At 73.1% G+C, this 13957-nt stretch carries 12 protein-coding genes; 4 read left to right on the top strand and 8 right to left on the bottom strand.

The window, feature by feature from the left end:
• Nucleotides 1-46: 46 nt before the first annotated feature.
• The gene (locus OG472_RS29455; protein ID WP_401606504.1) at nt 47-976 is read right to left on the bottom strand and encodes a diiron oxygenase; all 930 of its coding nucleotides are present in this window, start codon (nt 974-976) and stop codon (nt 47-49) included.
• Nucleotides 977-1144: 168 nt separating this feature from the next.
• Between OG472_RS29455 and OG472_RS29450 the strand changes: the two genes are divergently transcribed.
• Entirely contained in the window at nt 1145-2260 is a 1116-nt protein-coding gene (locus OG472_RS29450) for a ferritin-like domain-containing protein (protein ID WP_401606507.1), read from the top strand.
• A 344-nt stretch (nt 2261-2604) separates the two neighbouring features.
• On the opposite strand, the gene OG472_RS29445 is transcribed toward OG472_RS29450, so the two are convergent.
• Complete coding sequence (locus tag OG472_RS29445) at nt 2605-4068, bottom strand: penicillin-binding transpeptidase domain-containing protein (protein WP_405831977.1); 1464 nt, start codon at nt 4066-4068, stop codon at nt 2605-2607.
• The gene (locus OG472_RS29440) at nt 4065-5432 is read right to left on the bottom strand and encodes an FtsW/RodA/SpoVE family cell cycle protein (protein ID WP_405942220.1); all 1368 of its coding nucleotides are present in this window, start codon (nt 5430-5432) and stop codon (nt 4065-4067) included. The genes OG472_RS29445 and OG472_RS29440 overlap by 4 nt, the downstream gene beginning before the upstream one ends.
• A 96-nt stretch (nt 5433-5528) precedes the next feature.
• Between OG472_RS29440 and OG472_RS29435 the strand changes: the two genes are divergently transcribed.
• The 3 genes from OG472_RS29435 to OG472_RS29425 all read left to right on the top strand — a co-directional run bounded on the left by OG472_RS29435 (nt 5529) and on the right by OG472_RS29425 (nt 7703).
• Nucleotides 5529-5936, top strand: coding sequence for a DUF6325 family protein (locus tag OG472_RS29435; RefSeq protein WP_319727316.1), 408 nt, complete (start codon nt 5529-5531; stop codon nt 5934-5936).
• Nucleotides 5936-6331 (top strand): SHOCT domain-containing protein, encoded by a 396-nt coding sequence (locus OG472_RS29430; protein ID WP_405831973.1) that lies wholly within the window; start codon nt 5936-5938, stop codon nt 6329-6331. The genes OG472_RS29435 and OG472_RS29430 overlap by 1 nt, the downstream gene beginning before the upstream one ends.
• 193 nt (nt 6332-6524) lie before the next feature.
• The gene (locus OG472_RS29425; RefSeq protein ID WP_405831971.1) at nt 6525-7703 is read left to right on the top strand and encodes an NlpC/P60 family protein; all 1179 of its coding nucleotides are present in this window, start codon (nt 6525-6527) and stop codon (nt 7701-7703) included.
• On the opposite strand, the gene OG472_RS29420 is transcribed toward OG472_RS29425, so the two are convergent.
• From OG472_RS29420 to OG472_RS29400, 5 genes are all read right to left on the bottom strand, one after another.
• Nucleotides 7640-8914, bottom strand: a complete 1275-nt coding sequence (locus OG472_RS29420) for a styrene monooxygenase/indole monooxygenase family protein (protein ID WP_405831970.1) — start codon at nt 8912-8914, stop codon at nt 7640-7642. The genes OG472_RS29425 and OG472_RS29420 overlap by 64 nt on opposite strands.
• A 90-nt stretch (nt 8915-9004) precedes the next feature.
• Complete coding sequence (locus tag OG472_RS29415) at nt 9005-9634, bottom strand: GTP-binding protein (RefSeq protein WP_401606525.1); 630 nt, start codon at nt 9632-9634, stop codon at nt 9005-9007.
• Nucleotides 9615-10004 carry a DUF742 domain-containing protein gene (locus OG472_RS29410; RefSeq protein WP_401606528.1) on the bottom strand — a complete coding sequence of 130 codons (390 nt, stop codon included), beginning with the start codon at nt 10002-10004 and terminating at the stop codon, nt 9615-9617. The genes OG472_RS29415 and OG472_RS29410 overlap by 20 nt, the downstream gene beginning before the upstream one ends.
• A complete protein-coding gene (locus OG472_RS29405; RefSeq protein ID WP_401606531.1) occupies nt 10001-10489 on the bottom strand; it encodes a roadblock/LC7 domain-containing protein in 489 nt (162 codons plus the stop codon). The genes OG472_RS29410 and OG472_RS29405 overlap by 4 nt, the downstream gene beginning before the upstream one ends.
• Entirely contained in the window at nt 10486-13743 is a 3258-nt protein-coding gene (locus OG472_RS29400; RefSeq protein WP_405831967.1) for a nitrate- and nitrite sensing domain-containing protein, read from the bottom strand. Before OG472_RS29400 ends, OG472_RS29405 begins: the two co-directional genes overlap by 4 nt.
• Nucleotides 13744-13957: the final 214 nt, after the last annotated feature.

The raw sequence follows: 13957 nt of genomic DNA, 5'->3' as shown, positions 1-13957 counted from the left end.
GCCCTGCCCGGGCGATCTCCGCGGCCGCGCGATGCCAGGACAGGGCCTAGGCCAGGAGTCCGGAGCTCTTCCACAGCTTCCGGCCGACCCCGCGCAGGACGCCGATGTCGTCGAGGAAGTCGGTGAGCCGCTTGGCGCCGGTCTGCATGACCTCGCGGCGGTGGCCGCTCGCCCTGACCTGGGCGACGGCCTCGCGGCGGTCCAGGCCGACGTTGTCGTAGACGGCCGGGTTCACGAAGGCGAGGGAGAAGACGCGGGCGGCCTCGCCGCAGCTGATCCGGGTGAGCTCCTGCTCCCAGCGCGGGGCCGTCAGCATCTGGCGGCGCAGTTCCTCGCGGGCGTACCGGACGTGCCGGGCCTCTTCGATGACGTGGATCCGGGTGACCCCGCGGACCAGCGGCTGGACGCGCTCGTCCGGGAAGGTCAGGCGCTGCATCCAGTCGAGTATCTCCTCGCCGAGGAGGGTGCAGGCGAAGGAGCCGGGGGTGGTGGAGACGGTCTTCAGGATCCGGGCGAGGTTGTGGTTGAGGCGGGAGACCGGGTACTCGGGGCTGCCGCTCTGCTTGATCATGCGGGCGAACATCATCGAGTGGCGGCACTCGTCGGCGATCTCGGTGAGTGCGTAGCGCACGTGATTGCTGGTCAGGGACTTGTCGTAGATGTGCCGGACCATCAGCTGCATCAGGATGATCTCGAACCAGATGCCGAGCGAGCCGAGCGCCGCCGCCTCGTGCCGGGAGAGGTCGATGCGCTGCTCCTCCCCCATCTTCTTCCACAGCGGGGTGTCGTAGAGGGAGAGCAGTTCGGGCGGCCAGTAGTACTTGCCCTCGATCGTGGGGGCGTCCCAGTCGAGTTCCTTGTCGGGGTCGAAGGAGTGCTTGGCCGAGGATTCGAGCAGTCGCTCGGCGATCTGCTCCCGGTCCTTCAGCAGGCCGAGGGCGTCCCTGAGCGCGGCTCGTTCGGTCACGGTCGTCATGGATTCGGACACCTCGTGGTCGAGTTACCGGCGGTCGCCTCTTATGAGACTGCCTGTCAGCAAGGTCGTCAATCCCCCGCGCACGACTTGTTGACCCCGTGTCTACCAACGTGTGACCCTGCCAACCATCCGGTCCCGCACGGCAGTACGTGAGACGAGGGGGCGTCAGTGTCGACGCACGAGCTCTACACCGAGAACCCGGGCGAAGCCGTCTGGCAGGTCCCCGCCGCCGGCTCCGCCCGCTTCAGCTGGGAGTACGACGACGGCCGCGAGCGGCTCCTCGCCCTCTACCAGAAGGGCAAGGACAAACAGTGGGACGGCGCAAAGCGCATCGACTGGGACATCGAGGTGGACCCGCACGATCCGCTCGGCACCCCCGACGAGGCGCTGACGCTCTACGGCACGCGGCACTGGGCCAAGCTCACCGAGCAGGACAAGGGCGAACTGCGCCGGCACTACGCCGCCTGGAACTTCAGCCAGTTCCTGCACGGCGAACAGGGCGCGATGGTGTGCGCGGCCCGCATCGTGGAGTCGGTGCCGGACCTGGACGCGAAGTTCTACTCAGCGACGCAGACCATGGACGAGGCCCGGCACGCCGAGGTCTTCGGGCGGTTCCTGCACGAGAAGGTCGGGATGCTGTACCCGATCAACGACAGCCTCCAGGGGCTGCTGGGCGACACCCTGCGCGACTCCCGCTGGGACATGCCGTACCTGGGCATGCAGGTGCTCATCGAGGGGCTGGCGCTGGCCGCGTTCGGCATGATCCGCGACACGACGGACAAGCCGCTGCCGAAGCAGATCCTGGCGTACGTGATGCAGGACGAGGCCCGGCACGTGGCCTTCGGGCGGATGGCGCTGCGGGACTACTACAGGCAGCTGACGGATGCCGAACTGCGCGAGCGCGAGGAGTTCGTGATCGAGGGCTGCTACCTGATGCGGGACCGGCTGCGCGGGGTGGAGGTGCTGGAGAACTTCGGCATCCCGAGGAAGGAGGCGGAGCAGTTCAGCGAGCAGTCGGAGTTCCTGCACCTCTTCCGGAAGCTGCTGTTCAGCCGGATCGTGCCGTGCGTGAAGGACATCGGGCTGTGGGGTGAGCGGCTCCAGCGGGCCTACGTGGACATGGGCGTCTTCGAGATGGGCGACTCCAATCTGGACCTGCTGATGAGCCAGGACGAGGAGATCGCCGAGGTCCTGGACCGGGAGCGGTTCGCGGCCGAGGAGGCGCGGCGGGTGGCGGAGGTCGAGGCGACGGTGCGGGAGGGCGCCGATGGCGCCTCCGGCTAGGGCTGCGGATCACCGGGGGGCGGGGCCGGGGCCGGGTCGGGGGCCGCGGCCCGGGGGCCCGTTGCCAGGGGGCCGGGCGCGCGCCGGGGCGTCTCCTCGGGCGCCGAACGTGTCGGGGGGTCGGCGGGCCGAGGCACCTTGCGTTCGACGCCCTGCGGGGAGCGCCCCGGCACACACCCGACCCGGCAGGATCTGAGAGAGACGGGGCAGGGCCGGCGGGCGCACCACACCCCCGCGGCAGAGGTGAGGAAGGGCCCGAACGGTTCCCGGAGCCAACATCATCGCGAGACCCCTCACGCCGCCCGCCCCCGTTGAACCGACCGGCCGTCCGGGGCCCGCGGGGATCATGTGCCCGCGGCCAGCGCCGCCTCCATCACCGCCCGCGCGATCGGCGCGGCCGCGCTGTTGCCGCTGATGTCGCCCCGGTCCGCCGCCGCGTCCTCGACCACCACCGCCACCGCGACCGCCGGCAGCGGCGTGCCCTCGGCCTTGGCCCAGGAGATGAACCAGGCGTACGGGGTACCGGCGTTGCCGACTCCGTGCTGTGCGGTGCCGGTCTTGCCGCCGACGACCGCGCCCGGGATCGCCGCGTTCCGGCCCGTCCCGTTCTCCACCACCTTCACCATCAGTTCCTGCATCCGCAGTGCGGTGGCCGGGTTCATCGCCCGGCCCAGGCTGCGCTGGTCCCCGCGCCGGACCGGGGAGCCGTCGTCCTGGGTGGTGCGTTCCACCAGGTAGGGCGCCTTGAGCTCGCCGCCGTTGGCGACGGCCGCCGCCACCATCGCCATCTGCAGGGGCGTGGCCCGGGTGTTGAACTGCCCGATGGAGGACAGGGCCAGCTGGTCCTGGCTCATGTCGGTGTCGAAGTTCGACCGGGACACCCAGGAGGGCACCCGCAGCGCCTCCCCGTTGAATCCGAAGCGGCGGGCCGCCTCCACCATCCCGCGCAGCCCGACCTGTACGCCGATCTTCGCCATCACCGTGTTGCACGACCACTGCACGGCGTCCGCCATCGAGGCGTCCTGGCAGCCCGTGCCCGCGTTCGGCAGGAGGGTGCTGGTGCCGGGGAGGGGGTACGGGTCGGGGGTCTCGGTCGGCGCGTCCACGTCGGTGACCACGCCCGCGTCGAGGGCGGCCGCCGCCGTCACGATCTTGAAGGTGGAGCCGGGCGGGTACGTCTCGCGCAGGGCCCGGTTGAGCATGGGCCTGGCCGGGTCCGCGTTCAGCCGCGCCCAGGCCGCCTTCACCCGCGTGCCCGTCCCGGACAGCTCCGCCGGATCGTACGAGGGGCTGCTGACCAGCGCGAGGATCCTCCCGGTGGCCGGCTCGACGGCGGCGACCGCCCCGCGCTTGCCCGCGAGCCCGGCGTACGCGGCCAGCTGCATGCCGGAGCGGACGGTGGTGGCGGCGTTCCCGCCGGCCGGGCGGCCGCGGGCCAGGTCGTACCAGAGCGGGAAGGCGGAAAGGCCGGGGTCCGTGCCCGACAGGACCGCGTCCTCGGCGCGCTCCACGAAGCTGGTCCCGTACGTCTGGGAGGAGAAGCCGGTGACGGGCGCGTAGAGCGGGCCGTTCGTGTAGGTGCGTTCGTAGCGCAGCAGCTGGCCGCTGTCGCGGGAGCCGGTGACGGGCCGCCCGTCGACCAGGACGTCCCCGCGCGGCTTCGCGTAGCGCTCGATGGCGGGGCGTTTGTTGGCCGGGTTCGCGCCGTAGGCGGCGGACTCCCAGACCTGTACGCGGGCGATGTTGACCAGCAGGGCGACGAGCAGCAGCGCACAGAAGTACGCGCACCAGCGGATGTAGCGGATCACTGGACCCCCTCGTCGGCGGGGCGGGGCCTGCGTGCGCTGTCGCTCAGCCGGACCAGCAGCGCGACGATGATCCAGTTGGTGACGACGGAGGAGCCGCCCTGGGCGAGGAAGGGCATGGCCATGCCGGTGAGGGGGATCAGCCCGGTGACTCCGCCCGCGATGACGAAGACCTGGAGGGCGACGATCGAGGCGAGCCCGGTGGCGAGCAGTCGGCCGAAGGGGTCGCGCAGCGCGAGGCCGGCGCGGAAGCCGCGGGCGACGAGGAGTCCGTAGAGGAGCAGGATCGCGGCGAGGCCGACGAGGCCGAGCTCCTCGCCGGCGGTGGCGAGGATGAAGTCCGACTTGGCGGCGAAGCCGATGAGGAAGGAGTGGCCGTGGCCGAGCCCGGCGCCGAGCAGGCCGCCGGCGGCGAAGGCGAAGAGGGACTGGGCGAGCTGGCCGGGGCCTTCGCCGCGGTCGATGGAGGCGAAAGGATTCAGCCAGTCGTCGACGCGGCTGTGCACGTGCGGTTCGAACGTCCCGACGGCGTACGCGCCGAGGGCGGCGAGCAGCAGTCCGATCGCGATCCAGCCGATCCGCCCGGTGGCGGTGAACAGCATGATCACGAAGAGTCCGAAGAACAGCAGCGAGGTCCCCAGGTCCCGTTCCAGGACGAGCAGGCCGACGCTGAGCAGCCAGATCGTGAGGATCGGACCGAGGACGCGGCCCGGGAGCAGGCGCAGCTTCCAGAAGAGCCGGCGGCCGGTGAGGGCGAGGGCGGTGCGGTTCGCGGCGAGGTAGGCGGCGAAGAAGACGGCGAGCAGGATCTTGGCGAACTCCCCCGGCTGGAAGGAGAGTCCGGCGAACCGGATCCAGATGTGCGCACCGTTGACCGCGGGAAAGAAGACGGGGACCAGCATCAGCACGAGGGCTGCGGCCACCGACAGGTAGGCGTAGCGCTGCAGCACGCGGTGGTCGCGGAGCAGCGCGACGACGAGGACGAAGAGCGCCATCCCGAGGGCGGACCAGCGGAGCTGGTCCCCGGCGGTGAGGTGGCCGGGGGTGGTCGCGTCGAGGCGCTGGATGAGGACCAGACCGAGCCCGTTGAGCAGGACGGCGATCGGCAGCACGAGCGGGTCGGCGTACGGGGCCCTGAAGCGGACGGCGAGGTGCGCGAGCAGCGCGGCGGCGGCGAGCCCGGTGGCGTACCGGCCGGCGAGGCGGGGGACGTGGCCGGTGGTGGCGAGGCCGACGTAGAGGTGGCCGATGACGGAGACCAGGACGGCGCCGGCGAGGAGCGTCAGCTCGACGCCGCGGCGCTTGGGGGCGCCGGCGTCGGGGGGCGGGGGCGCGGGCTCCGTCACCTTCGCCGTCAGAGCGGTCATACGCGAAACGTAGCAAGCAGACGGATGGTATGTCCGCTTATGTCATAGTGTGCCGAAGAGTCGTCAAAAACGGTCACACGTGAGGAGCCGAGGCGTATGGGACCCGTGGAATTCATCGTCCTCGCCTTCCCCGAGGAGCAGTTGCGGGTTCCTGCGATCGAGGCCGTGATGGGGCTGCGCAAGACGGGGGTGGTCCGGCTGATCGACGGGCTCGTGGCGACGAGGACCGCCTCGGGCGACGTGCTCGCGGCCGAGTTCGACGAGTTCGTGGAGCTGCACGGCCTGCTGACGGGGCGGGACGTCGCACGGCTCATCGGACCGGAGGACGTACAGGAGGCGGCGGGGCTGCTGGAGCGCGGGAGCTGCGCGCTGCTGCTGGTGGTCGAGCACGTGTGGGCCGAGGACGCGGCGGTCGCCGTACGGGCGGCGGGCGGACGGATCGTCGGCTCGGTCCGCATCCCGCCGGACCGGATCCCGGCGGACCCCCGGGCGGGGGTGGCCTGATGTTCATCCGGCCCGTGGGCGCGACGGTCCGCCCGGCCCAGCGCCCGGCGGGCCGCCCGCTGCTACGGGGCCTGCTGGCGCGGGCGGCCGGGGCGGCGGAGGACACGACGGGCGCGGTGGGCCCGGTGGAACCGCCACGCCGGGGCCTGCTGGCGCGGGCCGTCCAGGCTGCGCAGGCTCCGGCGGAACCGGAACCGGAGCCGATGCCTGAGCCTGAGGCCGAACCCGGGCCGGAGGACGAGGGGGGATACGGGGGGACGGCCGCCCCGACGACGACCTCGCCCGCGCCGACCCCTCTGGTGGCGGAGCTCCGGCAACTGGCCGACCTCGCCCGCGAGGGCCTGCTGACCCCGCAGGAGTTCACTGCGGCCAAGGCCCGCCTGTTGCGCGACTGACGCCGCGCGGGCGCGTCGCGGCCGGGCTCTTCGCGGTGCGGCGCCCGGACGCCGGGGCCGGGGCGGCCGCCGGAGACCGGCGCGGGCCACCGCGGGCCCTGCGCCAACCGGGTGGCGCCCCGCGACCGGCCGACACCGTTGGGCGATTTGTCATACCGGCCGTGGCAGCATCGGGCGCCTCGGAGGTGATCCCATGTCACATCGGCCGCTTCGCGCCGTCTGCATCGCCGCGGCGCTCCTCGTCGCCGGACCGGTCCCGCATGCCGGGGCCGAGCCCGCCCGCCCCGAGGCGGAGTCCGTCGGGGTCCTGCTCACCCGTCTGCAGGGGCTCTACCAGAAGGCCGAGGAGGCCACCGAGGCGTACAACGCCACCGAAGTCGCCCTCAAGGCCGGCCAGGAGGAGGAGCGGCAGCGCACCGCCGACCTCGGCCGGGCCCGTACCGCCCTCGACTCCGAGAGGGCCCTCGTCGGGCGGCTGGCCCGGGAGCAGTACCAGGGCACCCGGGGCCTGTCCCCCTACGCACGGATGCTGCTCGCCGGCACTCCCCAGGCGGCCCTGGACCAGCGTCGGCTCACCGCCCGCGAGGGCGCGCGGCGGGCCGGTGTGCTCCGCCGGCTCGCGCGCGGCGAGAAGAAGGCCGACGAGCTCGCCGTCCGGGCCCGCAAGGCCCTGGACACCCGGCAGACCCTGGCGGCGCGGCAGAAGCTCCACCAGGATGAGGTCGCGGCGCAGCTCAAGGAGGTCGAGCGGGTGCTCGCCTCACTGACTCCGGAGCAGCTCACACGGCTCGGCGCGCAGGAGGACAAGAACACCGCGGCCGCGCAGCGCGATCTGCTGGACTCCGGCCGGCTCCCCGCCCGCACCGGCACCCCGACCGCGGCCGGCGGCGCCGCCCTCACCTATGCGGCGGCGCAGATCGGCAAACCGTACGTCTGGGGCGCCGAGGGCCCGGGGTCCTTCGACTGCTCCGGGCTCACCTCGCAGGCCTGGGCGCACGCCGGGCGCAGCATCCCGCGGACCAGCCAGGAGCAGTGGGCGCAGCTGCCGAAGGTGCCGCTGGACCAGCTCCGCCCCGGGGACCTGGTGGTCTACTTCCCCAAGGCCACGCACGTGGCCCTGTACGTGGGCGAGGGCAAGGTGATCCAGGCGCCGCGGCCGGGGGCGAAGGTGAAGGTCTCGCCCCTCGCCGCGAATCCGCTGCTCGGCGCCGTACGCCCGGACCCCGGCGGCACGCCGCTCGCCGAGTTCACTCCCCCGCCGCTGCCCGGGGCGGACGCGACCGGCACGGCTGGGGACGGGGACGCCGGTTACTCGTCCGAGGAGGCGCCCGCCGAGGATGCGGCGACCGACGAGGCGACCTCGGCCACGTAGTCCGCCGCGTCCTCGGGGTCGTAGAAGTACGCGTCGAAGTCGGCCGGGTTGTCGAAGCCGTTGGCGAATCGATCCGCCACCGGCTGCAGCTGCCCGGCCGCGCCGATCAGGTTGAACACGTGCTCCGGCGGGACGCCCAGCATGGCGTTCGTCCACTGGGTCACCGGCTTGCCCGTGGTGAACCAGTACTTGTCGAAGGTCGCCTTCATCCACGCCTCGTCGAACGGGTTGTCCCCGTGCATCAGGATCGAGGAGAGGTACGAGGCCGCGCACTTGGCGGCGGAGTTCGAGCCCTGCCCGGTGATCGGATCGTTGGCGACGACCACGTCGGCGACGCCCAGCACCAGCCCGCCGCCGGGCAGCCGCCCGATCGGGTTGCGGACCACCGGCGCGTAACGCCCGGCCAGGGTCCCGCCCGCGTCCGTCAGCTCCACCTTCGTCGCCCGGGCGTACTCCCACGGCGTGAACTTCTCCATCAGCTCCAGCGTGAGCGCCAGGTGCTCCGCCGGGTCCGTGACCCCCTTGAAGACGTCCAGCGGACCGCCCGGGAGGCCCTCCCAGAACAGGATGTCCGCCCGGCCCGAGGTGGTCAGGGTCGGCATCACGAACAGCTCGCCCACGCCCGGGACCAGGTTGCAGCGCACGGCCTCCGTGTCCGGGTGCTCGGCGCGCGGCCCGAGCCCGTGCACGTACGAGACGGCCAGCGCGCGCTGCGGGGCGTCGTACGGGGACCGCGCCGCGTCCCGCCCGAACATCGACACCAGCTCGCCCTTGCCGGCGGCGACCAGCACCAGGTCGTACGTACGGGAGAAGTAGTCGAGGTCGGCGACGGACGCGCCGTGGATGACGAGCTGCCCGCCGCGCTGCGCGAAGGTGTCCAGCCAGCCGGCCATCTTCACGCGCTGGTCGACGGACTGCGCGTACCCCTTGAGGCGGCCCAGCCAGTCGATGGCGCGGCCCGCGTCGGGGGCGGCGACGGAGACTCCGAGGCCCTCGATCTTCGGGGCCTGCTGCTCCCAGAAGTTGATCTGGAGGTCGCGCTCGTGCCGGAGCGCCGAGTCGAACATGCACTGCGTCGACATGACCCGGCCGGTGCGGATCTCGTCCGCCGTCCGGTTGGACATGAGGGTGACCTCGTACCCCTTCGCCTGGAGGCCGAGGGCGAGCTGGAGACCGGACTGGCCGGCTCCCACGACGAGTATCTTGCGCATCTCACGTTCTCGATTCGGGTCTACGGGATACGGGCGTGCGGGCCCACAGGCCTGCGGGTCTGCAGGTCTGCGGGTCCACGGGTCTGCGGGCTATTCGGGAGTGGTGTCGAGGGCGTGGCCCACCAGGGCCAGCAGGGACTCGATCACGGTGTGCCGGCGCCTCGCGTCCATGATCACGACGGGCACGTGGGCCGGAACGCTCAGCGCCTCGCGCACGTCCTCGGGCTCGTACGACTGCGAGCCGTCGAAGTGGTTGACGGCGACGGCGTACGGGAGCCCGCAGGTCTCGAAGTAGTCGAGGGCCGGGAAGCAGTCGCGCAGCCGGCGGGTGTCGGCCAGCACGAGCCCGCCGATGGCCCCGCGCACCAGGTCGTCCCACATGAACCAGAACCGCTCCTGGCCCGGGGTCCCGTACACGTAGAGCACGAGGTCGTCGTCGAGGGTGACGCGGCCGAAGTCCATGGCGACGGTGGTGGTGTTCTTGTCCGGGGTGCCGGACAGGTCGTCGGTCGGGACGCTGGCCTGGGTCATCACCGCCTCGGTGCGCAGCGGGGTGATCTCGGAGACGGAGGAGACGAAGGTGGTCTTGCCGACGCCGAAACCGCCCGCGACCAGCACTTTGACGGCGACGGGGGCGCGGGAGCGGTCGTACTGCCAGGGCTGGACGGGCTCGTCGTCCACGGCCGGCGGCATCGGCTGATCAGAGACGGCGGAGACCACTGAGCACCCTTTCGAGCAGCGCGCGTTCGGGGCGGCCCGTACCGTGGCCGGTCCCGTAGACCCGGACCCGGCCCTGGTCCGCGAGGTCGCTGACGAGCACGCGGACCACACCGAGCGGCAGCTTCAGCAGCGCGGCTATCTCGGCGATCGTGCGCATGCGACGGCAGACCTCGACGATGGCGGGCATCTCGGGCATGCGGTCGGGCTTCCGCGGCTGCGACACCTTGGTGTCCAGAGCGGCGACGAAGGTCTCGACGTTCAGGACCTGCGTGAACCGGGTGCGGCCGCCCGTGAGGGAGTACGGGCGGACGCGGGCGGGGCGGCGGTCGGCGCCGCGTATCGGCAGCCGGTCGGAGGCCGTACTCCTCACGGGGTGTTCTCCATCGACTGGCGCAGCTCGCTGCGGACTTCGGGGGTCAGGACGTGGCCGGCACGGCCGACGAACAGGGCCATGTGGTAGGCGACGACGCTCATGTCGCAGTCGGGGGTGGCGTGCACGCCCAGCAGTGAGCCGTCGCTGATGGCCATGACGAAGACGGAGCCGTGCTCCATCGCCACCATGGTCTGCTTGACCGCGCCGGTCTCCATGAGGGCGGCGGCGCCGGTGGTGAGGCTGCCGAGGCCGGACACGATGGTGGCGAGGTCGGCGGACGCCCCGCGCGGGCCCTTCGGCCTGGCGTTGGCCGCTGGCTCGCCCGCGCCGCCCGTCGCCGGTTCCGAGGACAGGAGCAGCAGCCCGTCCGAGGAGACGACGGCGACGGAGTTGACGCCGGGCACCTCCTCGACCAGGTCGGTCAGCAGCCACTGCAGGTTGCGGGCCTGGGTGCTCAGTCCGTACGTACTGGGCGCGGTCATGTGCGTGCCTCCTGTGCGGTGTCCCCCTGGTCGGTCTTGCTGTGTCCCTGCCCCTGGTCCTGCGCGTGCTCCTGGGCGAGCTCGGCGGCGACGACGCGCCGCCCGTCCTGGGCTCCCTGGTAGAAACCGCCGAGCCGGCGCCGGAGTTCGTCGGCGTCGATCCGGCGGGGCGGCTCGGGCGGCCGTACGTCCTCCGCGCGCCCGGCGGTGACGGTGCGCGGGGTCCGCTTCGGCAGGCCCTTGTCGGTGACGGCGTCGGCGGTGTCGGCGGGGTGGCTGCCCTGACGGGGAAGCCAGTTGCCTTCGGCGGGGGCATGCCTGTGCGGGTCCCCTGCGGGGGGCTCGGCGGTGAAGTCCTGCTCCGCCAGGTCCCCTGCGGGAGGCTCGGCCGTGAAGATCTGGTCCGCGGGGACGTCCCCTGCGGGGGGCTCGGCCGTGAAAACCTGGTCCGCCAGGTCCCCTGCGGGGGGTTCGGCCGTGAAGGCCTGCTCCGCCAGGTCCCCTGCCGGGGGCTCGGCCGTGAAGATCTGGTCCGCGGGGACGTCCCCTGCGGGGGGTGCGACGGTGAAGATCTGGTCTGCCGGGGGCAGTCCGGCTTCGGCGGCAGCCGGCAGCGGGGCCTGCGCGTCGGCGGTCGACTCCGCGGCCTCGGCCGGGATGGCGGGGCCGGCGAGGGCCTCGGCCAGGGTCACCGGGGCCACCGCGGTGGCGGGCACGCGGAAGGCGGACTCCGCCTCCGAGTCGGCCGGAGCCGCGACGGCGGGCTCTTCGGAAGCGGGGAACGCGGCCTCTGCCGCAGCCGGTGCCGCGGGCTCCGCGGGCGAGGCGGCGTCGTCGGCCGGGAGCTCGGGCTCCGTGGCGGCGTCGGTCTCAGGAGCGGTGGGCTCCGCCGGGTCCGCAGCCGGGGTGGCAGATCCCGCGACATCGACCGAAGCCGGGAGGACCGGTTCGGCGGAAGCCAGGTCGGCCGGTTCAGCGAGATCGGTATCAGCCAGCGCAGCCGGTTCGGCGACATCGACCGAAGCCGGGGCGGCCGGTTCGGCGGCATCCGCGGCAGCCTCGGCGGCCGGGGCGGCGGAAGTCGGTTCCGCGGCATCGGTGGCGGCCGGTTCGGTGGGGTCCGGGGCGGCGTGGGTGCCGCGGCGGCGGGGCGGGAGGGTGTTCTCGTTGGCCTCGGCGATCACGCCCGGCAGGTGCAGCGCGGGCGCGCCCGGCATGGCCAGGGTGTGGACCGGGGAGACCGGCGGGGTGGCGGGCAGCAGCGCCGCCGGGACGACCACCAGGGCCTCGGTCCCGCCGTGCCGCCCGGCGCGCAGTTCCGCGGTGACCCCGTGCCGGGCCGCGAGCCGGCCGGCCACGTACAGGCCGAGGCCCAGGCCGTGTTCGGCCTCGGGCTCCTCGTCGTACGCCTCGGGCGTGGACAGCCGGGAGTTCAGCGATTCCAGCCGGTCGCCGGTGACCCCGATGCCCTCGTCCACGACGGACAGCACCACGTCACCGGAGTCCAGCGTCCAGCCGGACACCTTCACCTTGATGTCCGGCGGCGAGAACGTGGTCGCGTTCTCCAGCAGCTCGGCCAGCACGTGCGAGAGGTCGTCGGCGGCGTGCCCGGCGACCTGGGTGTACGAGGGCAGCGCCGCGAGGTCGACGCGGTCGTAACGCTCGATCTCGCTGACGGCGGCCCGCATCACGTCGACCAGCGGCACCGGCAGCACCTGCCCGTGGCCGTGCTCCTGCCCGGCCAGGACCAGCAGGTTCTCGTTGTGGCGGCGCATCACGGTCGCCAGGTGGTCGAGCTTGAACAGGGTCGCGAGCCGGTCCGGGTCCTGCTCCTTGGACTCCAGCTCCTCGATGACCGCGAGCTGGCGCTCGACCAGGCCGAGGGTCCGCAGCGAAAGCGAGACGGAGGTCGTCGACATGACGCGGCGGTGCTCCTCCAGCCCCGTCCGCAGCTTCGCCAGCTCCTCCTCCACTACGTCCCGGCTGGCGGTCAGCGCCTCGTTGCGGCCGATGATCCGGCGGCGGTCGGCGTCGAGCCCGGCGATCCGGGTGTGCAGGGAGACCGTCTGGTCGCGCACCGCGTTCAGGTGGCGCACGACCTCGGCGAACTCGTCGTTGCGGCCGGTGAACCGCACCGGTTCCACCGAGCCCTCCGGCGTCGCCAGCCGCGCCGCGCCGCGCCGCAGGACCGACAGCGGCCGGGTCAGCGAGCGGGCGACCGCGGTCGAGACGCCGACGGCGATCAGGAACAGCAGGCCGAGCAGGGCGACCAGGGTTTCGAGCCGGGTCACGTCGTCGTCGCGCAGGGAGGCCAGGGCGGAGGCCCGCTGGCCGGCGAGGGTGGACTCGACGGTCCGCATCCGGTCGATGCGGGCGGTGAGCGCGCTGCCTACGGCTGCCCCGTCGGTCTTGCGGTCGGCCGGGGCCAGGGTGGGCCGGTCGGTGAGCCGCTTGAGGAAGTCGTCGGCCGTCTTGACCTCGGGGCCGGTGACGGTGGCGGTGAGGGTCTGGCGCACGTCGGGCCGTGCGGCCCGCGCGAAGTCGTCCAGGGCGGCCAGTTCCCGTACGCGCGAACGCTGGGCGGCGGTGGTGAGCTCGTCGGCCGCGGCCGAGCCCGGGAGCTGGTCGCCGCGGGGGACGGCCAGCCCGGCGAGCAGCAGGCCGCGGGTGGCCGAGGCCTGTTCCACGGCCTGGCCCAGCGGCGCGAGCGGGCGGGTGGTGGTGAGGGCGGCCTCGGCGCGCGGCGGCGTCAGCTCGGCGAGCCGGTCGCCCGGGGCGAGGAGTTCCGTGATGACGCCGGTGTAGGCCTGGTGGGCGGCGAGGGGGGTGCCCTTGCCGTCGATGGCCTCGGTACGGACGGTCGCGACGCGGGCGAGGGCCACGGCGAGGGGCTCGTCGACCTCGGTCGCGGCCTCGGCGATCTGCCGGTCGGTGCGCAGGATGCGTTCCTGGAGGGCGCCCCTGGCGGCGCCGGGCCGGCCCTTGGCGGCGTACTCGACCACGGCGTCGCGCTCGTCGGCGAGGACGTGCGCGACGGTGAGGATCTGCCCGGTCTGCTCCGCGAGGGTGACCAGCCGCTGGGAGTCGTTCAGCTCCCTCGCGGCGGTGACGACGGCGGGTGTGCCTGCCGCGAGGACGGTGAGGCCGGCGACGGCGACGCCGACGACCAGCCTGCGGCGCACGCGGACGCGGCGTCCTGCGGGGGCCGGGCCGTCTGCGGCGGTGCCGTTCTTCCGAGACCGCTTCTTCTGCACCGGTGCTCGCAATCCTGTACGTGTGCTTGTGCTCGTCTACTCGTGTGGCCGAGGTAACGGCCGGTCAACAAGTAAACGCCCCCTGCCCCCTCGTACCGCCTCAGACCTTTGCAGCGTGTTGGGGAGAGAGCCGCACATCGCCCACCCGGCCACTCGAACGAGTGAACATCACGCATGACTTGGCAACCAACTCGGGCACCCTGTCACAGGGCGC

It is taken from the genome of Streptomyces sp. NBC_00207 (genome assembly GCF_045160965.1).
Classification (GTDB): Bacteria; Actinomycetota; Actinomycetes; order Streptomycetales; family Streptomycetaceae; genus Streptomyces.
The sequence above is the reverse complement of the archived record's forward strand: the minus strand, read 5'-3'. Positions and strand labels throughout refer to the sequence as shown.

Bases quoted from the DNA above. Each gene is read 5' to 3' on its own strand.
- OG472_RS29455 (WP_401606504.1), bottom strand. From the start codon at position 976: ATGACGACCGTGACCGAACGAGCCGCGCTCAGGGACGCCCTCGGCCTG.
- OG472_RS29440 (WP_405942220.1), bottom strand. From the start codon at position 5,432: ATGACCGCTCTGACGGCGAAGGTGACGGAGCCCGCGCCCCCGCCCCCC.
- OG472_RS29435 (WP_319727316.1), top strand. From the start codon at position 5,529: ATGGGACCCGTGGAATTCATCGTCCTCGCCTTCCCCGAGGAGCAGTTG.
- OG472_RS29430 (WP_405831973.1), top strand. From the start codon at position 5,936: ATGTTCATCCGGCCCGTGGGCGCGACGGTCCGCCCGGCCCAGCGCCCG.
- OG472_RS29425 (WP_405831971.1), top strand. From the start codon at position 6,525: ATGTCACATCGGCCGCTTCGCGCCGTCTGCATCGCCGCGGCGCTCCTC.
- OG472_RS29420 (WP_405831970.1), bottom strand. From the start codon at position 8,914: ATGCGCAAGATACTCGTCGTGGGAGCCGGCCAGTCCGGTCTCCAGCTC.
- OG472_RS29405 (WP_401606531.1), bottom strand. From the start codon at position 10,489: ATGACCGCGCCCAGTACGTACGGACTGAGCACCCAGGCCCGCAACCTG.